The following is a 19154-nucleotide window of genomic DNA, read 5'->3' as shown; positions in this document are numbered from 1 at the left end:
TTTGTTTAGTATTTGCATTGTATGCTGAATCGATTCACTATAAAAGCTGAAACGATTCAGTAACACTTAAAGTTTATAATAATTGAGAGCAATATAACCTATCAATTACTGGTTTATAAATTTAATGAGTACTTGCTGAACTTTTTTTTGAATGTGTTGCTGAATCGATTCAGTAGTGCGTTAAGTAATTGATAAATCATTAATATAGCGAGAGGTTAAGACCGATGCTGACACTAACTAATAACGATATAACCTTACAACAAAGTGCTACTGATAAAACCACAGCCATTAAATCGATTGCTAAGCAACTGACTGATAATGGTTTAGTGGCTAAGCAATATGTCACAGGCATGCTAAACCGAGAAAAACAAAATTCAACGTTTTTAGGTAATGGCATTGCGATTCCACATGGCACAACAGATACACGAGATTTGGTGAATAAGACCGGTGTTGTTGTACATCATTTCCCTGAAGGTGTGAGTTGGGGTGATGGGAATATAGCTTATGTCGCAATCGGTATTGCAGCTAAGTCAGATGAACATTTAGGTATTTTAAAGCAATTAACCAAAGTGCTATCTGCTGATGATGTAGAAGACAAATTAAAACAAGCTCGAACCAAAGAAGACATTATTAAGTTATTGAATGGCGAAGTGCAGTTTGAAGCTGATTTTTCACCAGCATTAATACAATTAAACTTCCCTGCGACTGACATGATCCAAATGAGCGCGGTTGCTGGTGGGTTATTAAAAAATCGTGGCAATGTTGAAAATCAATTTGTTGCTGAATTAGTGACTAAAGAAGCCACACACTTAGGCAGTGGCTTATGGTTAGTCAGTGGAAATAAAGGCGTTAAACGTTCTGCAATGTCTATTTTAACGACTAACGAAACCTGTGAGTTTAAAGGTTTGCCTGTAAAAGGTCTGATTGCTATTGCGGCATGTAATAGTACACACAGCTCATTGTTAAGCACCATTAGTCAGTTAGTCTTTGGGCAACAACAAACAAAAATATTGACTTCAACTACGGCGGAATTAGTTGAGTTGTTTACAAGTTCAACTCAACAAATGGTTGGTGATGAAGATAACGTAGCGACATTTAAAATTAACAATACGCATGGTTTACATGCTCGTCCAAGTGCGATGTTGGTAGCTGCCGTGAAGAAATATAAATCCACAATTAAAGTTTCAAATATTGATGGCGAAAATAAATTTGTTGATGCTAAAAGTTTAATGAAGGTCATTGGTTTAGGGGTTAAACATGGCGACTCATTACAATTTAGTGCTGACGGACCTGATGCTAAAGAAGCATTAGTGGGCATTGGCGAAGCGATTGCTTCTGGCTTGAGTGAGGGATAAACAATGAGCGACCAACAGACTATTATTCATAATCAAGATGCCACTGTTCATAATAAAGTGGTCACTATTACATTAAACCCAGCATTAGATTTAACAGGGAGTTTAGATTCCTTAAATGTTGGTTCAGTAAGTTTAGTGAATACAGGTTCACTACATGCTGCAGGCAAAGGCGTTAACGTTGCAAAAGTACTTTCTGATTTAGGTGCTGAAGTCACGGTCACAGGGTTTTTAGGGCGAGATAATGATGCGTTATTTTGTGCATTATTTAGTGAGATGAATGCTCAAGATGAGTTTATCCGCGTTGACGGTTCAACCCGAATTAATGTCAAATTAGTCGAAAAAGATGGGCAAGTTAGTGATATTAATTTCCCTGGTGTTGAAGTGTCTGAACAAGCGATCACTGACTTTGAAAGGTGTTTATTTACGTTAGCTGAAACGCATCACTTTTTTGTACTGGCGGGAAGTTTACCTAAAGGCATTTCACCTGAATTGTGTGCAAGTTGGATAGAAAAACTGCATCAACTCGGTAAGAAAGTAATCTTTGATAGTAGTCGAGCGGCCTTAGCTGCAGGTTTAGACGCACATCCCTGGTTAATTAAACCGAATGACGAAGAGTTATCTGAATTTGTTGGTCGTGAGTTAGATACGCCTGAAGCATGTCAACAAGCAGCGCAAGATTTAGCGAGTAAAGGTATTGAAAATATCGTTGTTTCACTAGGGGCTAAGGGTGTGATGTGGTTGAGTAAAGACGATCAAAATGACGCGTTATGGCGCTATGCTCAACCACCTAAAATGAATGTCGTGAGTACGGTTGGGGCCGGCGATACCTTGGTGGCAGGATTTTGTTGGGGATACATGAAACAGTGGCAAGCAGAGCAGACGCTCTCTTTTGCGACAGCACTCTCCGCTTTAGCTGTGTCGCAAGTCGGTGTCGGTGTGCCAAGTGTTCAAGTCGTCACTGATTTACAAAAACAGATCACTCACAGTAACCCTATTTCAACAAACGTATAAATGCGTGAATAACTTATTTAAGGATTGAATATGAAAAATATAGCCATTGTAACTGCATGCCCAAGCGGCGTCGCAAACAGTATTATTGCGGCTGGTTTATTAAAGCAAGCAAGCGATAAATTAAATATTAATGCTTTAATAGAGTGTCAATCAACAGTCTTACCCGTTGAAGTGTTATCGGCTGCCGATATAGAAGCTGCTGAAGTAATTATTATTGCGTCAAATAGTGATATCGACACAACACGTTTTATAGGTAAAAAAGTGTATCAAGGTGTGATTTCTGATTGTACTGAAAACCCACAAGTCTGGTTAGAGAGCGCTGTTAATGATGCTCAAATACTAACGGTCGATAAAGCAAGCAAAGGAGCTGTTGTTAATATAAGTACAGCTGATAGTACTACTAACGCATCTAGTGCTAAGAAAATTGTCGCTATCACAGCTTGTCCAACTGGGGTTGCTCATACTTTTATGGCTGCTGAAGCATTGGAAGTTGAGGCTAAGCGTCAAGGGCATCGCATTAAAGTTGAAACTCGAGGTTCGGTCGGTGCAAAAAATCAATTAACTGATCAAGATATTGCTGATGCAGATTTAGTGATTATTGCTGCTGATATTGAAGTGTCATTAGACCGGTTTAATGGCAAACGTCTATACAAAACAAGTACTGGTTTAGCACTTAAAAAAACCGAACAAGAGGTGGCAAAAGCACTTGCACAAGCGACGGTTTTTCAAGTAACGGGCAACGCAAGCTCTCCTCAAAATGAAGAGAAGAAGGGCGTATATAAACATCTTATGACAGGTGTTTCACATATGCTTCCTGTTGTTATTGCGGGTGGTTTATTGATTGCTCTATCGTTTGTATTCGGTATTGAAGCTTTTAAAGAAAAAGGCACTATCGCAGCAACCTTAATGGATATAGGTGGTGGTGCTGCGTTTGCGTTAATGATTCCAGTATTAGCAGGTTTTATTGCCTTCTCAATTGCTGATCGTCCTGGTTTAGCCCCTGGTTTAATTGGTGGTATGTTAGCAAGCCAATTAGGTGCGGGTTTCTTAGGGGGCATTGCGGCAGGTTTCATCGCAGGTTATGCAGCGAAATTTATTGCTGATAAAGTGTCACTTCCACAGTCAATGGAAGCACTTAAACCTATTTTAATCATTCCTTTTGTTGCGAGTTTGTTTACTGGCTTAGTGATGATTTATGTTGTCGGTGGTCCCGTTGCAAGCATTATGGCGGCGTTAACTGAGTTCCTAACCAACATGGGGTCAACCAATGCTGTTCTGCTAGGTATCGTGTTGGGTTGTATGATGTGTTTCGACTTAGGTGGTCCAGTGAATAAAGCGGCATACACTTTTGGTGTGGGTCTATTAGCTTCTCAATCATACGGTCCGATGGCTGCGATTATGGCGGCGGGGATGGTACCTGCACTAGGAATGGGATTGGCAACATTCCTTGCGAAGAAAAAATTCATTGATAGCGAGCGTGAAGCCGGTAAAGCCTCATTTGTGTTAGGTTTATGTTTTATTTCTGAAGGTGCTATTCCATTTGCAGCAAAAGATCCAATGCGTGTTATCCCTAGTTGTATGGCAGGAGGGGCATTAACAGGTGGTCTTTCAATGTTGTTTGGTGCTCAATTACTTGCGCCGCACGGTGGTTTATTTGTGTTGTTGATTCCTAATGCTATCTCACCGGTCTTATTATACTTAGTGGCAATTGCTGCTGGAACCGCGGTGACGGGCTTTACTTATGCTTTCTTGAAAAATAAAGAAGAAGCGAAACTGGTTAATGTGGCTTAATCTGTAAAATAGAAATTTGGATTCAGAACATAAAAAAGGAGTTTACGATATTAGTCGTAAACTCCTTTTTTATAGTAAGGCATTAACTTTCAATACTATTTTTCATTTATAAAATGAGTATTAGTGTTTAAAGGTTACTTATCTTCTTGCTCTAACACCGCAATATTTTTATCCGATACTAATGGACCTGTCTGATGTTGGTATTCATTGTCATCATCATTATTATCGTGATCTGAAATAAAGTTAAGTAGACAACTACTGTAATTTGCTTCAGCTTTAGCGAGATGCTTACCATCATCACTACGGATTAAAATAGTATCGCCGGCAGAGAACTCACCTAATACTTCTACTATTTCATTACTGGTTAACTGGTCACTATTTTCATCAAGCGGATATTCAAATCCATCACCAATAATCACTTCGCCTTGTGCTCTTGAGGTATGTGTCATCCAATGTAGATCTTCTTCCATTGGTTTTGCATAAGGGGCAAATACAGTACCTGGGTTATTACCTAATATCAGCTGCTCAAACGAGCTTTCTTTAAAGCCATTGATAATATAGGTTGTTAGACCATGAGAAGTGGCTTTCTCTGCTGCTTCTATTTTAGTTTGCATACCGCCAGTACCAACGCTGCTGTGTGCGCCACCAGCCATATCATAAATACTTTGATCGATAGTATTAACGTTTTTAATCATCACTGCATCGTCATGAGTATGTGGGTTTTTATTATATAAACCATCGATGTCAGAACAAATGATCAGCGCATCAGCATCTGCTGCAGCTGCTACCATTGCTGATAAGTTATCGTTATCACCTACTTTTAACGCATCTGTCGTTACTACATCATTTTCATTAACAACGGGTAAAATACCGTGTTCAAGTAATGCGAAGATAGTTTCACGAACACTGTCGTATCTTTCTCTATCTTGGAAGTCACCATGTGTTAATAAGATTTGTGCTGATGGGAAATCAAAGAATCGATCCCATGCTGCCATCATTTCATTTTGTCCGGCTGCCGCCATTGCTTTTTTAATTGGGAGAGAGGGCTTTTCGATGTTACCAAAAAAGTGTGCACCTGCTGCAACTGACCCTGAAGAGACAAGAATAACTTCTATTCCCATATCTCTGCACTGTAATATAAATTTGGCGATATGTAATAAGTAGCGTGAACTACAACCTTTTCTTTCTGGTGCAATTAGTGCGCTACCGACTTTAAGTACAATTCGATTCCATTTATGATTTTTCATATTTTCTCTTTTAACTTTACTGCATTACTCTTTTTTTTATGCACAACACTAACCGCAAGAGTAAAAAGCGATTTGTTGTCTAAATAACTATTTTTATTAATTAAGTGTGGGAACTGGTCGATCTTGGAGGGGGAAGGTTTGTTGATATATGATAATTTCTCATGAGAGCCATTACTCTATGTCCTGCCTTACTAAGTTGGTTTAAAGATGGTTGATTTAAAGATGAATCACATAAATAAATACAATTATTTATCATGGGATTAACATAGTGTAACATAATTACATTTTTATTTTGATTGTTTTTTGCACGAATGAAATAGACTGTTTTGATTTGTAAAAGTTCAGTCATTATTAAAGAGGCATTAAGTGCTTTATTTTAATGCAATCTATGTTTTATTTTTATTCATATTGGTTTGAATAATAACTTATTTAAAGTGACTTATTCTTGATCGATGGTGTTTAATAAATACGGTAATATCAATTTATGTTATTTAATGATCAAAATCATTAACGACTTAAAGCAAGTTAACGTTATTGTAAGTATTAATTATTGGCGCAATGAATCATTAACAATAATCGCATCACTATTACGCTTTTTATAACGCCTTACCTAAATAGGCACTCGGCTTTAGTCGTGATCTCTATATCTGAAATTAATCACCTACGTATATTTATCTATATACCTTTATCTACATATTTTTATCTATAGCATTTAGCTATTGATCCAATCGAAACTAACAATTTCACCTATTAAGTAATTTAATACATAATGCTTTCCATGGACTCGCAGAGAGTCTAAATAGTAATTATTTAACTCACTTATTAGGAATAACAAAATGATCAACTCTAAACTTAAACCATTCAACGCAACTGCTTTTAAACAAGGTGAATTTGTAGAGATTTCAGAAAAAGACGTACTAGGTAAATGGTCTATCTTCTTCTTCTACCCAGCTGACTTTACATTTGTTTGTCCTACTGAATTAGGCGATGTTGCTGACCATTACGAAGAGCTACAAAAACGTGGTGTTGAAGTTTTCTCTGTATCTACTGATACTCACTTCACTCATAAAGCATGGCACGATAGTTCAGACACAATTGGTAAAATCAACTACTTCATGGTTGGTGACCAATCAGGCGCTATTACAAACAACTTCGGTATGATGCGTGAAGGTCAAGGCCTTGCAAACCGTGGTACGTTCTTGATGGATCCAGAAGGTGTTGTACAAGCACTAGAAGTAACTGCTGAAGGTGTTGGCCGTGATGCTGAAGACCTAATGCGTAAAGTTAAAGCTGCACAATATGTTGCTGCTCACCCAGGTGAAGTATGTCCTGCTAAATGGAAAGAAGGCGAAGAAACACTAGCTCCTTCATTAGACCTAGTAGGTAAAATCTAAGTCTAAAAAACTAAGCAGTTTAATTATTTTAATGACTTAACTGCTTAGTAATAAATAGACCTTAGCCATGTCGCTAAGGTCATTTAAAAATAGATTTTTATAAAGCCTTATTGACGAGAGAGTCGATTTTTAAATTAACCCAAATTGCTCATTACGTTTTTAACTAAGCGTAAATAAACATAGCCAAAAAATATGATAAAGGTGACATTATGTTAGACCAAAATATGAAAACGCAATTAAAAGCGTACTTAGAAAACTTAAAAACAGACGTACAATTAATACTTAGTTTAGACGATAGTGAAACGGCTAAAAAATTACATTCACTAGCAACTGACATTGCTTCATTACACGATAAAGTCACAGTGATTGAAGACCCATCAGCAAGTGCACGCCAACCAATTATGCAAGTGGTTAACCCAACTACAAATACGGCTATCGGTTTTGCTGGTTTACCAATGGGGCATGAATTCACATCATTAGTATTGGCGTTATTGCATAGTGGTGGTCATCCAATGAAAATTGATGCTGAAGTCATTGAGCAAGTACGTAATCTTGAAGGCGAGTTTAACTTTGAAGTCTTTATTTCTTTAAGTTGTCAGAATTGTCCTGATGTAGTGCAAGCACTAAACATGATGGCGGCGATTAACCCTAATATTAAAGCAACGATGATTGATGGCGGCGCATTCCAAGCGGAAGTTGCTGAACGTAATATCATGGCAGTGCCAAGTGTTTATTTAAACGGCGAAGTCTTTACCCAAGGTCGTATCACATTAACTGAAATTTTAAGTAAAGTTGATACTGGCGCTGCGAAAAAACAAGCTGCAGCATTAAATGAAAAAGAACCGTATGAAGTATTAGTGGTTGGCGGCGGCCCAGCGGGTGCATCAGCTGCAATTTATGCTGCACGTAAAGGTATTCGTACTGGTGTAGTTGCTGAACGTTTTGGTGGACAAGTTATGGACACTATGGCGATTGAAAACTTCATTTCTGTAAAAGAAACACAAGGTCCTAAATTAGCTGCGGCACTTGAAGAACACGTTAAAGAATACGACGTTGATATCATGAACGAGCAACGTGCTGGTGCAGTGGTTGCCGCGGAAAAAACAGAAGATGGCTACATCCATGTAGAACTTGAAAGTGGCGCTATCTTAAAAAGTCGTAGTGTTATTCTTTCAACGGGTGCGCGTTGGAGAAAAATGAACGTACCAGGTGAAGAGCAATACAGTAATAAAGGTGTAGCTTACTGTCCACACTGTGACGGTCCATTATTTAAAGGTAAAAAAGTAGCGGTTATTGGCGGTGGTAACTCAGGTATTGAAGCTGCGATAGACTTAGCTGGCTTAGTAGAGCATGTTACCGTATTAGAATTTGCAGATACATTACGTGCTGACCAAGTACTAGTAAACAAAGCAAATAGCTTGCCTAACGTTACTATCATTAAAAGCGCACAAACGACTGAAGTGATTGGTGATGGGACTCGTGTTACAGCACTGAACTATGTTGACCGCGTTAGTGGAGAAGAAAACCAAGTAGAACTTGCGGGTATCTTTGTGCAAATAGGCTTAGTACCAAACAGTGATTTCTTAAAAGGAAGTGGTGTTGCTTTATCACCTCGTGGTGAAATCGAAGTGAATGCTAAAGGTGAAACGTCATTACCGGGCGTATTCGCTGCAGGTGACGTCACAACTGTTCCTTACAAGCAAATTATTATAGCAATGGGCGAAGGTTCAAAAGCAAGTCTAAGTGCCTTTGACCACTTGATCAGAACACCTGCTCCTGTCGCTAAAATTGCAGAAGTCGCTTAGTTTATAGTTATAAGTAGATAATACGATTTTTTGTTATAGCTCCTCTTTTGGTGGAGCTAGTATTAACAATAGGCCAAACACTTAATGTGTTTGGCCTTTTTTTGCTTGTTATACCGATTACATTAAATAAGTGATCTAAATTTTGTGCAGGAAAAATGACTTAGTTTAAGGCGTAAATTGAGCTAAATGGTTGTTCCCTTTACGAAATTTACAACGAAGAAATAAGTTATTTTAACCAGTAAAATAGATCAGTTAATTAGTGTGATTGGTATTAATAAACCTTAGACATTTTTATATATATGCCCGTTATCGTGCAAGATGTTTTGTTCACTCGTTAGCTAGGATCCTAAATCAAGACGTCACATGATGACAATGGCGAGTCCTTATCTAAGAGGTTGCAACGCAGAGTTGGCTTTCAAGCTAACGACCCAGAGGCTAAGCTGTGAAGTGAACTCCTTTGTTGTTAGAAAGTGTCAATTGAATCCGTTAAATTTTCCTCTTTCTGTCTAGAGTCTGTTCATTTCATAGCTTGTTGAATTTTGCACCTTGGGTGGTAGCGGGTATACTTGAACTTATTTATGTTTTACTGATTATCATTATTTTTAAAAAGGGGAATGTTTTGAGTCAATTAATCAATATAATTATCTGTATTTTTTTACCACCATTAGCAGTCTTTTTAAAGTTTGGATTAGGAAAGGATTTTCTCATTAACTTAATATTAAGTATTTTCTTTTGGGTACCGGGAATTATCCATGCACTGTGGGTTACTACTAAGTAGTGCTCTCACTGACAATATCGGATCTATTAAAAAGCCCATTCAGTGTTAAGTTGAATGGGCTTTTTTGTATTGATAAGCTATTTAACTTTTAACTTTCAACTTTTAACTCCTAAGTAGATATCAGCTCTTAACTTTTAGTTATCATCATTAATTATCGCAGCTATTAACCATCGCCATTATTATTAATATACAAATTACATTTCATTATTTTCTAAGATGAACATTTGATTATAGACTTTCTGAACATCTTTACCCTGGAACTTAGTTGCTATTTGTAGCTCTTCAACATAGTTATTGTCAGGGTTAAATTGGTTATATTTCACTAAAGCTGGAATACAATCTTCAAATTTTAACGTTTGGTTTGGATAGTCCCATTCTGCACCATGTATCACAGGCTTTAGAAAATCAAATCCTGCTTTAATGCCTTTACCTTTACTAGGTTGGTATTGCCAAATAGGGTCTCCTAGCTTATCGGCAACAATGGCAACACGACCAAGTGCATCTAAGTTGAAACAGCTATAAAAGAACGCACGTGTTCGAGCTAACTCTTCAGGTTGAGAGCCATCTTCAGCAAACTGACTGTTCATACTGTCTTTGGTTGCGTTAATACTTTTTTGAGCTATCGTTTTATCACCTAAATAATAAGCAATAGAACTCACTTGGAATCGGTACCAGGTGCCATGGTTATTTTCTTGCGTTGCGCCATCAATACCTATTTTACTTTTTGTTAACCATTCTAAATGAGCTGCTAACCATTCATCCATTTTTTTGTCGTCATCACTGCTCCACGCCTTTGACTTTTCAAGCATTTTAACCGCATCTAGTACCATTGTTTGTACGAATCGACCATCCAAAATTCCTGCACGACGGCCTTTACTGTTACCTGGGACACTTTGTGCATAATTTAAATTGGGATTCATTTTAGTTTCTGGATCTAAGAACCAAGTTCTTATCATACTTGCAGATTTTTCAGCATATTTATCATCACCAGATAGGTAATAAGCAAGAGCAAGTCCATAAACAGCATTACCCATAACACTTATTCTAGGGCGATCGACATCATCAGTTTGCGTTTTAGGATTGGTTTGACCGTCTTTACGGATCCAAGGAAGGCCATCTTTTTTAGTTGGATCAGGCCACCAGTAACGACTCAAGCTTAAATAGTCATGTTTATCTTTACTGGGAGGGATGAAGGTTTTATCCATCACCGTTGGATTTTTCATATTTAGATCAGTGTCTGCTTGTTTTATTACCTGTTGATATTTTTTAGTTGTTTCTTCAGAAGCTTTTTTTTGGCTGAGTTCTGTTTTTAACTGGTCTAATGAAGCGGGATCTATTTGAACAAATTCACTGGCGATGACTTGGCTTGATAAAGCTAGTGCAACACTAGCAACTAATATTTTTATTTTTACTTTCATGGTGACTGCCTTCTTATTTGAGTTAGTTATGGCTCAATAAGATATAGTCATACAAATGAATTGAAGTATGTTTAGATCACAAAAAATCTATTTGATGGATGTTTTACCTCACAAAATTACAACCTCATAAAATGATGACTTATAAATTTTTAGCTTATAAAATAGCATCTTATAAAAATAAAAATAAAAATAAAAATGAAATAATATTATTTTTATAAGATTAATTTTCATCAAATAGAGAAATAGAGAAATAGAGAAATAGAGAAATAGAGAAGTAGATAACTAGAAGATTATAAAATAGGAAGCTTGAGAATAGTGACAGTAGTAAAACCCAGCTTATTATCACTGGGTTAAATAACACTATTTTATTGTAAATTTAACGTCAGCATCACGTAATAAATAAAGTGCAAAACATGCTGCCCACATTGGCCAAGCGGCAAAAAATAATAGGCTGTTAAATGGGTCTGCATATTTTGCAAACGCAGATAATGTTGAACCACCGTGCATTAAAAAGATAAGACCGTAGGTAAAACGTTTTTTAATACCGGCTACAAAAGCAAGTACTAATAATAGCTGTAATGCACCTAGTAGGTAGGTGATCATGTGGCTAGAACCACCAATACCATAGAATTTATCAAGTACGCCAATTGAATGAGCAGGGTTAACAAACTTGTCCATGGTCCAAATAAACATAACAATAAAAACACCTAGGCGAAGTGCGAGTAAACTATTTTGTAGACGATCTGTTAAAGCTGGTGAAATAGACTGAGACATTGAATTTTCCTTTTAGGTTTTTTTATAGAGGGATTAAAAAAATTAGCTTTATTAATACAAATAAAAAACCCAGCTAAAAAGCTGGGTATCATGATTAACTATTTGATAGTGAATTTCACATCTTCATCACGTAATAGATAAAGTGCAAAACATGCTGCTAACATTGGCCAAGCAGCAAAGAATAGTAGGTTGTTAAAACCATCCATATATTGATTGTAAGCAGAGAATGTTGATGCAGCATGCATTAGTAATATAATGCCGTAAGTGATGCGTTTTTTAATGCCCGCTAAAAATGAAAGTACTAGGATTAGCTGTAAAGCGCCGAGAATATAGACAATAGTTGTACTACTCGCTATACCATAAAATATTTCAAACACTTTAGCGGTATGACCTGGATTAACAAACTTATCCATAGTCCACATAAACATAACGATAAAAACACCTAAGCGCAGTGCAACAAGAGCACACTGAAGACGATTCTTTGTATCTGTTGATAAAGCTTGTGACATGGTTTTTCCTTAAATAAAATATAATGGTTTTAGTACAGAGATAACAAAGACCGTCATTAAATTCATTTTATTTCACATTTTTAAAAAATATTTCAATTATTTTTTAATAAATCACGGGCTACCGATAAACTAAGCTACTTAAAACTGCTAGGAGAGCATTTGAAGTTGATAATAGTTGAGATGATGTTGAATGTGCTTAAACCATTGCAATTAGATTAATAATGGCTAATAACGTCAAATAATGAAAAGACATTAATAAAAACAAGGCTAAAATGAGAAAAATACTAATAATCTGTATCGTGCTAGCGGCTGGTTGGTATGGCAATGAACTGTATAAAAATAATCAATTACCTTTTATACAAACATCTTCATCAAGTGTCTCGATTGACGACAAGATTAAATGCATTACTAAAGAAGGGCGTATTTTATATGGGAAGGTACCTGACGACGTCGTATGTGAAAGGCGAGAATCAGTTAAAGCCTCAATCGTTATACTTTCAAGTGATAAGAAAACCAGTAATAAAACATCTAACCAAAAAAGTGACAATATTAATTCAGGGTTTCAATATTCAGAATTTCAATGTGACGGGCGAACGTATTGTAGTCAAATGACGTCAAGAGCAGAAGCTGAGTTTTTTATTAATAACTGTCCAAACACCAAAATGGATGGGGATTATGATGGCATTCCTTGTGAAGGGGATTCACGTTTCTGATATTTTTAAATGGATGTTTGAAATTACTTTTCAATTGAGCTGTTTGAATTTATAGACGTTAAACTTGAAAGCTTGAAACGAAGGGAACCCAGTAAATACTGGGCTCCCTTTATCTATTAAATGACTAACTATTATGCTTATTGATTTAACGTTTGTTAGATTGGCGACGACGGCCTTTTTGTGCCGTTTTAGGTGCATGCGCTGCATTTGAATCAGGTACAACTAACTTTGGCTCAAAACCTTCAACAACGTCTCGTTGAATGAAGTAACCTAAATGGCGTTCGATAGCACATAGGTTTCTGAAGTCATCACGTGAAACTAATGAAATCGCTTCACCTGCTGCACCAGCTCGACCAGTACGACCAATGCGGTGAACGTAATCTTCAGCTTCATCAGGTAAATCATAGTTAACAACACGTTCTAGATCGTCAATATCAATACCACGCGCTGCGATACCTGTTGCCACTAAGAACTGAATTTTACCTTCTTTAAAGTCTGCCATTAATTGTTCACGTACTGCTTGGCTTCGTCCACTATGGAAAGATTCCGCTGCTATTTCACGTTTCTCTAATTGGCTTACTAATTTAGCGGCGCCACGTTTAGTTTCAATGAAAATCAACGCTTGTTGCCATTTATTCTCATGAATTAAATGACTTAATAGTGCCGATTTAAATTCTTTATCTACGGTGACCAAGTGTTGCTCAATCTTGGGTACGGTAACATTTTCAGGTGCAATTGAAATCTCAACAGCATCCGTTACAGCCGTTCTTGCTAAAAAGCGTACTTGCTTAGAAAGTGTTGCAGAGAATAATAAATTTTGACGCTCTAACGGTAACTTCTCAACGATTTTATTGATGTCGCTGATAAATCCCATGTCCAACATCCGGTCTGCTTCATCTATCACTAAGATGCTTGTTTCATCGAAATGAATAGAGCGACTCGTGTACATATCTAATAAACGACCTGGCGTTGCGACTAAAATATCAATCCCTTCAATAAGACGTTGTTTTTGTGGTTCAGCATCGATACCACCGTACATAGCCATTGAGGTAATACTCAGGTGCTTAGCATAGAGTTGAATATTCTCTTCAACTTGAATGGCTAGCTCTCGTGTAGGCGTTAAAATCATGGCATGAACACGTTTAGGGCGAACTAAAGGCGCATCAATTAATTTTTGTAAGATAGGTAATACAAAACTTGCTGTTTTACCTGTGCCTGTTTGTGCTGCTGCAATCAGGTTTTTACCTTTTAACACAACAGGAATTGCTTTTTCTTGGATGGGTGTTGGTGCTTCGTAACCTTGTTCTGTTACAGCTTGTACAATTGGATCACTTAAACCAAGGGATGAAAATGTCATGTTTTGTCTCTACTTATCAAGTTAAAATGGTATAAAACGGCCACATTTTTACATAAGTAAAGTATCAAACGTATTTCACTGCTTTTGAAAATCAACGGTGAGATGTATGACAGAAATGGAAAAGTGACAGGTTTTATGGGTTTGTTATTAATTTACGTTACTAGTTAAATAGTTAGTTAAATCATTTGTTAATTATACGTTGCTTAATATTCTATTTAATTTTTTATTTTTTATTTTTTATTTTTAAAAATACTGTTTATGTATTTTAAACTTTCCTCTATCAGCGTCTATATTTTTATACACTGATAGAGGCGTTACACATTTGACTCTATAGAAGTTACGCTAATTTTTTAGCTTCTTCCTGACTTGATAGGTACTCGTTATAAGTACCTTGGAAATCAATTACTTTTTTATCTTTAATATCAACAATACGCGTTGCTAATGAAGAGACAAACTCACGGTCATGGCTTACAAAGATTAACGTACCTTTGAATTCTTTTAATGCATTGTTTAATGCATCAATCGCTTCTAAGTCCATGTGGTTGGTTGGTTCATCCATCACTAATACGTTAATATCTTGCATCATTAACTTACCAAATAATAGACGGTTTTTCTCACCACCCGAACAGTTACGTGCTTTTTTGTTTGCATCGTCATCGGTAAATAATAAACGACCTAACATACCACGAACGATTAAATCGCTGTGTTTGCTAGTACGCCATTGACCCATCCAATCCATCAAGGTTAAGTCATTATTAAAATCTTCAGTGCTGTCTTGTGGACAGTAACCGATAGCCGCATTTTCAGACCATTTAACAACACCTTCATTATGTTCAAGGTCATTCACTAAACAACGCATGAAAGTTGTTTTACCCACACCATTTTCGCCAATAATAGCCAATTTAGCACCGGCTTCTAAAATAAGGTCACCGCCACTAAATAACGGACCTTCTTCAAAGCCATGGCCTAGACCTTCTAGTACCAATGCTTGACGATGCATTTTTTTGCCTTCATCAAACGAAAGAGAAGGGTGCATACGACTTGTTGATTTAACATCATCAAGTTTAATTTTATCCATTTTCTTAGCGCGTGAACTTGCTTGTTTCGCTTTAGAGGCATTTGCACCAAAACGGTTTACAAAGTCTTGTAGTTCATCGATTTCAGCACTTTTCTTAGCATTTTCTGCTAATAGTTGTTCACGAATGAGTGAAGATGCTTCAAGGAAGTATTCGTAGTTACCTGGGTAAATACGTAATTCACCGTAATCAATGTCTGCCATATGTGTACAAACAGAGTTTAAGAAGTGACGGTCATGCGAGATGATAACCATAGTACAACGACGTTTGTTTAACTCATCAGATAACCAGTTGATAGTGTTAATATCCAAGTTATTGGTTGGCTCATCGAGTAACAATAAATCTGGGTTTGCGAATAACGCTTGTGCTAATAGCACTCGTAACTTCCAACCCGGTGCAACTTGTTTCATCAAACCAAAGTGAAACTCTTCTTCGATGCCTGCATCTAATAAGATGTCACCAGCACGACTTTCAGCCGTGTAACCATCCATTTCAGCAAACTCACTTTCAAGCTCACCGACTTTCATGCCGTCTTCTTCAGTCATTTCTGGTAAGCCGTAAATACGGTCACGCTCTTTTTTGATTTCCCACAACGCTTTGTCGCCCATGATAACCGCGTCAATAACAGTGAACTCTTCAAAAGCAAACTGGTCTTGGCTTAACGTACCGACTTTAACACCTGGGTCTAATGATACGTTGCCTGAACTTGGCTCTTGCGCACCAGTCAAAATCTTCATGAACGTTGATTTTCCACAACCATTAGCACCAATTAACCCGTAGCGGTTAAAGTTACCAAATTTAGCAGAGATATTTTCAAATAAAGGCTCTGCGCCAAATTGCATCGTAATGTTTGCGGTAGATATCAAAGTAAAGATTCCATCAGTTTAGAGCAAGCGGTCATTTGCCAATTGGCTATCAACAACGTTGCAGAAATAATAAGGTCGCGAAGTATACAGATTAAGCAATTAAAATGTCGAATTATGTGAGTAAAAGCAGATTATTTTTTGTTTTATTTTTGTACAGGGAAGTTAGGTTGCTCTTTTGTGTTTTAGGTTCGTCTGCGCTTATCTTTTCATTTTTATATGGTTTAGCAGTGTTTTCGCCCTGTTGGTGACTTTACTTGTCCTTGGTCACAAGAAACTTCTTGCCCGCAACAGGTAAAAGACTGACACCTAATCACTTTCTGCTGTTGCTGGAAGTTATCAATTACTTGGGAAAGCTCAACGGTGACCTTATTGTAGCCACGCTGAGTAAGTTTTTATGTTTTTTATTTAATCGTTTGATTTAATGTTTTATTACACTAAAGTAACACCTAATTTATCAAATTAAACTATTCCGCCTTTCCACCGTAAATACGGAATAAATCGGGTTAGTGACGCTGTTAGGAAATCAGAAAATGTTGTGTATTCAATGAAAACAGAAGTCATAAGAAACCTTTACATAGAACAATTAAAGGGAAATAACGTCCGTCTAGAGCGATATTACGAGCACCAGTTAAACTTGTGCCCGAATATTAACAAGCTCGGTTTAGTTGACCCATATGTCTCATTGCGTTCTGCCTATATGGATTATCGGGATAACTACCGAAATTACTCCACAGATGATTTTGATAACCTGAATAAAGAAATTATGGGTAGAGGCATCGAACTTCAAAAAGATACTGTACTTTTCCATGGTAGAGGTAACGAGTTAGGTGAAACTGTTAGACCAATTTCTAGCTCAATTCATCCTTCTATTGCAATATGGCATGCAAGAAAACACCGTAATTTTGAATTAGCTGGGCAGCCTGTTTTCATCTATGCTTTGAATGCAACTAAAGAGTCCATGTTAAAAGTATGTGTTGATTTTAGTGATATCAAATTTGGGCACGAATATGAGGTTTTATTACAATCAGGAATTGTAATAAAAGAGCTAAACCGAAAGCAAATACTCGATGGTGTCTTTCTGATAGAAGCCAATATAGAAATTGCCTAATAAAGCGTTAAGCATTACAGAGGAAAAAAATGAATACTGACGAACTGCGAAGAATTGTATTTAAAGCAAGAGAAGTTTTCGAACAACACCATGTTCATATTGGTAAAACGTTCTTTGGTGATTTCCCTAAATATTCCTGTGGCTGTTCAGCTGACGTTTTATCACAGTACTTAATAAGTAAAGGTGCTAAAAATCTCACATACGTTTATGGTAAGAGAAAAAGTGGTTCACACGGTTGGTTAGAACTTGATGACTTGATTATTGATATTACGGGTGATCAGTTCAAGGATGGTGTCGAAGCGGTTTACATATCTAGTAACCGAGACTTTCACGATCAATTCTCTCCACTAAACAAGAATGATAAACCGGGTGTTCATGGTGTCCTTTGGGATTCTTATAATAAGTTCAAGGCACTTATGGAGCCAAGTTCCTAAAAGTAAAAAAGTTTTGTGAAAAGTTTTGGACAGCCTTAAACTTTTGACAGATGTAAAAAAAGTTTTGGACAGCCATAAAAAAAAGTTTTGGACAGCCATAAACTTTTGACAGATGTAACTTCTCAAACTATCTTTTATAGATGCTTATTTTGCATCTAGGAGGTAGTTTTTATGACTCAATCTCGTCGCTCTCAAGTTTCCCTTTCAGATACCCCTTACTATCACTGTATTTCACGTTGTGTTCGTCGTGCTTATTTATGCGGAGAAGATAAATACACCGAAAAATCATTTGAACATAGGCGGCAGTGGGTTGTTGAGCGAATGCATTACCTTGCTTCACTCTTTAATATTGATATTTGTGCTTACGCTATTATGTCGAATCATTATCATCTTGTATTGCATGTTGATGAAATACTTAATGAAAATTTAAGTCATGAAGATGTTTGTGAACGTTGGTGTCAGCTGTATTCAAAGCCCGTTTTAATTGAACGTTGGCAAAATGCGTTAACGGTGTCAGAAGCAGAAAATAAAGCTGCACTTGAGGTTATTAATGGGTGGAGAGGGCGCTTAGCTGATATTTCATGGTTTATGCGTTGTTTAAATGAATTTGTTGCGCGCAAAGCAAATAAAGAAGATGCTTGCTCAGGTCGATTTTGGGAAGGAAGGTTTAAGTCTCAAGCACTCCTTGATGAAGATGCTTTGTTAGCTTGTATGGCTTATGTCGATTTAAACCCAGTCCGCGCCAAAATGAGTGATAGTGTCGAAACATCAGAATATACATCCGCTTATGAGCGCCTATTACCTTGCAAAAAAGTTGGTGTTGCTCAACAACAAGAAGAACTATCAAACTACCATATTAAGAAAAAGCCACTATTTGGTTTTGTTGGTGATGAACATGAGGATAACCCACAAGGTATGCCATTTTCATTATTGGATTATATTGAATTAGTTGATTGGAGTGGACGAATTATCAGAGAAGATAAACGGGGTGCAATTTCAAGCAATCATCCCCGATTATTAACCAAACTCGGTTTAGATGGCGACACCTGGATATCACTCGCGAGTAGCTTTGGTAAGGAATACCAAGGTGCAGTGGGTTCTTTGGAAGCATTAGCTTTATTTGCTAGCCATACAGGTAAACGTTGGATAGCCAGTAAAAACCAATTGCGACGAACGCATTAACCCATTGCCTCGTTAATCTCTCAATTATTTGTTATTGGCAACAGCCAATGTTTTCCATGTCTGAAAAATCAATATTACTCTCATTCCTTATTTAATTTTAAATTTTACCGCTAAAGCGCCAACTATTTTAGTTAGTATTTTGATTTGCTAGCAATGAAAATAGCATTACAAGGCGAGTGAAAGTTTATGGATGTCTAGCTATTTCATCCCAAGGCTACAATGGCATTGCCATTAACGACGATAAACATCAAATCATCTTACAAGCGCAAACATGGGGTTCAGTTGGTGAACAACAAACCTTAAAACCTGCCATCGAACAGCTGCAAGCACAACTTA

General features: G+C 37.0%; 15 protein-coding genes and 1 pseudogene. 10 read left to right on the top strand and 6 right to left on the bottom strand.

The window, feature by feature from the left end; all coding sequences use genetic code 11:
• The first annotated feature begins 224 nt into the window (after nucleotides 1-224).
• Genes fruB through fruA form a run of 3 tightly spaced genes read left to right on the top strand, consistent with a single transcriptional unit; the run spans nucleotide 225 to nucleotide 4157 of the window.
• A complete protein-coding gene (fruB, locus tag SP041_RS16915) occupies nucleotides 225-1355 on the top strand; it encodes a fused PTS fructose transporter subunit IIA/HPr protein (RefSeq protein WP_025565050.1) in 1131 nt (376 codons plus the stop codon).
• Nucleotides 1356-1358: 3 nt separating this feature from the next.
• Complete coding sequence (gene pfkB / locus SP041_RS16910; protein ID WP_025565049.1) at nucleotides 1359-2366, top strand: 1-phosphofructokinase; 1008 nt, start codon at nucleotides 1359-1361, stop codon at nucleotides 2364-2366.
• 30 nt (nucleotides 2367-2396) lie between these two features.
• A complete protein-coding gene (fruA, locus tag SP041_RS16905) occupies nucleotides 2397-4157 on the top strand; it encodes a PTS fructose transporter subunit IIBC (protein WP_025565048.1) in 1761 nt (586 codons plus the stop codon).
• A 134-nt stretch (nucleotides 4158-4291) separates the two neighbouring features.
• Here fruA and proB read toward each other — a convergent pair whose 3' ends face one another.
• Nucleotides 4292-5404, bottom strand: a complete 1113-nt coding sequence (gene proB, locus SP041_RS16900) for a glutamate 5-kinase (RefSeq protein ID WP_025565047.1) — start codon at nucleotides 5402-5404, stop codon at nucleotides 4292-4294.
• Nucleotides 5405-6240: 836 nt separating this feature from the next.
• Between proB and ahpC the strand changes: the two genes are divergently transcribed.
• From ahpC to SP041_RS16885, 3 genes are all read left to right on the top strand, one after another.
• A complete protein-coding gene (gene ahpC / locus SP041_RS16895; RefSeq protein WP_025565046.1) occupies nucleotides 6241-6798 on the top strand; it encodes an alkyl hydroperoxide reductase subunit C in 558 nt (185 codons plus the stop codon).
• Between the two features lie 209 nt (nucleotides 6799-7007).
• A complete protein-coding gene (ahpF, locus tag SP041_RS16890) occupies nucleotides 7008-8603 on the top strand; it encodes an alkyl hydroperoxide reductase subunit F (protein WP_025565045.1) in 1596 nt (531 codons plus the stop codon).
• 619 nt (nucleotides 8604-9222) lie between these two features.
• Nucleotides 9223-9381, top strand: coding sequence for a YqaE/Pmp3 family membrane protein (locus tag SP041_RS16885; RefSeq protein WP_081695437.1), 159 nt, complete (start codon nucleotides 9223-9225; stop codon nucleotides 9379-9381).
• Nucleotides 9382-9575: 194 nt separating this feature from the next.
• On the opposite strand, the gene SP041_RS16880 is transcribed toward SP041_RS16885, so the two are convergent.
• The 3 genes from SP041_RS16880 to SP041_RS16870 form a co-directional block, all read right to left on the bottom strand.
• Nucleotides 9576-10799: an alginate lyase family protein gene (locus SP041_RS16880; RefSeq protein ID WP_025565831.1), complete on the bottom strand. Its 1224-nt coding sequence runs from the start codon at nucleotides 10797-10799 to the stop codon at nucleotides 9576-9578.
• A 360-nt stretch (nucleotides 10800-11159) separates the two neighbouring features.
• Nucleotides 11160-11573 (bottom strand): hypothetical protein, encoded by a 414-nt coding sequence (locus tag SP041_RS16875; RefSeq protein WP_025565830.1) that lies wholly within the window; start codon nucleotides 11571-11573, stop codon nucleotides 11160-11162.
• A gap of 98 nt (nucleotides 11574-11671) precedes the next feature.
• The gene (locus SP041_RS16870) at nucleotides 11672-12082 is read right to left on the bottom strand and encodes a hypothetical protein (protein ID WP_025565829.1); all 411 of its coding nucleotides are present in this window, start codon (nucleotides 12080-12082) and stop codon (nucleotides 11672-11674) included.
• 569 nt (nucleotides 12083-12651) lie between these two features.
• Here SP041_RS16870 and SP041_RS21250 point away from each other — a divergent pair.
• Nucleotides 12652-12795, top strand: a pseudogene (locus SP041_RS21250) (excalibur calcium-binding domain-containing protein); the annotation flags it as partial.
• A gap of 145 nt (nucleotides 12796-12940) precedes the next feature.
• On the opposite strand, the gene SP041_RS16860 reads toward SP041_RS21250, so the two are convergent.
• A complete protein-coding gene (locus SP041_RS16860; RefSeq protein WP_025565827.1) occupies nucleotides 12941-14152 on the bottom strand; it encodes a DEAD/DEAH box helicase in 1212 nt (403 codons plus the stop codon).
• 337 nt (nucleotides 14153-14489) lie between these two features.
• Nucleotides 14490-16094, bottom strand: a complete 1605-nt coding sequence (locus tag SP041_RS16855; protein WP_025565825.1) for an ABC-F family ATPase — start codon at nucleotides 16092-16094, stop codon at nucleotides 14490-14492.
• Nucleotides 16095-16638: 544 nt separating this feature from the next.
• On the opposite strand from SP041_RS16855, the gene SP041_RS16850 reads away from it, so the two are divergent.
• From SP041_RS16850 to SP041_RS16840, 3 genes are all read left to right on the top strand, one after another.
• Nucleotides 16639-17202 carry a hypothetical protein gene (locus tag SP041_RS16850; protein ID WP_025565824.1) on the top strand — a complete coding sequence of 188 codons (564 nt, stop codon included), beginning with the start codon at nucleotides 16639-16641 and terminating at the stop codon, nucleotides 17200-17202.
• Nucleotides 17203-17231: 29 nt separating this feature from the next.
• Nucleotides 17232-17636: a hypothetical protein gene (locus SP041_RS16845; RefSeq protein ID WP_025565823.1), complete on the top strand. Its 405-nt coding sequence runs from the start codon at nucleotides 17232-17234 to the stop codon at nucleotides 17634-17636.
• A 171-nt stretch (nucleotides 17637-17807) separates the two neighbouring features.
• The gene (locus tag SP041_RS16840) at nucleotides 17808-18818 is read left to right on the top strand and encodes a transposase (RefSeq protein WP_137297957.1); all 1011 of its coding nucleotides are present in this window, start codon (nucleotides 17808-17810) and stop codon (nucleotides 18816-18818) included.
• Nucleotides 18819-19154 lie beyond the last annotated feature (336 nt).

Source organism: Psychromonas sp. SP041 (assembly GCF_000470315.2).
Taxonomy (GTDB): Bacteria; Pseudomonadota; Gammaproteobacteria; order Enterobacterales; family Psychromonadaceae; genus Psychromonas.
The sequence above is the reverse complement of the archived record's forward strand: the minus strand, read 5'-3'. Positions and strand labels throughout refer to the sequence as shown.